The organism is Frankia sp. CcWB2, from assembly GCF_977927585.1.
Genome location: NZ_CDWRCM010000201.1, coordinates 1 through 455, shown reverse-complemented (window position 1 = coordinate 455; position 455 = coordinate 1). Strand labels below are relative to the sequence as shown.

Genomic DNA, 455 nt, shown 5'->3' with positions numbered 1-455 from the left:
GGGTCGTCGACGGACTGCGGTACGTGCTCGGCCGGGAGGACCTGGTGCTCGTGCTGGGACTCGTCGCGACGATCGGGCTGTTCGGCCTGAACTTCCAGCTCACCGTGCCCCTGCTCGCCAGGACGGTATTTCACGCCGACGCGGCGGCCTTCGGGCTGCTCACCACCGGGCTCGCCGCCGGATCGCTGCTCGCGGCCCTCGTGACGACCGCTCGCCGCACCCGCCCGTCGGCCGGCACGGTGATCGGATCCGCGCTCGCGTTCGGCCTGCTGGAGACGGTGACCGGCTGGGCGCCCAGCTATGCCATGGCGGTCGTGCTCCTGATCCCTACCGGCTTCGCGACGATCTACTTCGCTCAGGCGGCGAACCACCGCATCCAGCTCGGCAGCGATCCGCAGTACCGAGGCCGGGTGATGGCGATCTATACCCTGATCCTCCAGGGATCGACGCCGCTA

Annotated in this window: 1 protein-coding gene; it reads left to right on the top strand. The window is 69.9% G+C overall.

Translation table 11 applies throughout. The annotated features are described in order from the left end of the window. A partial coding sequence (locus tag ACY45C_RS17880) for an MFS transporter (protein WP_462188706.1) occupies positions 1-455 on the top strand: 455 nt, incomplete at both ends.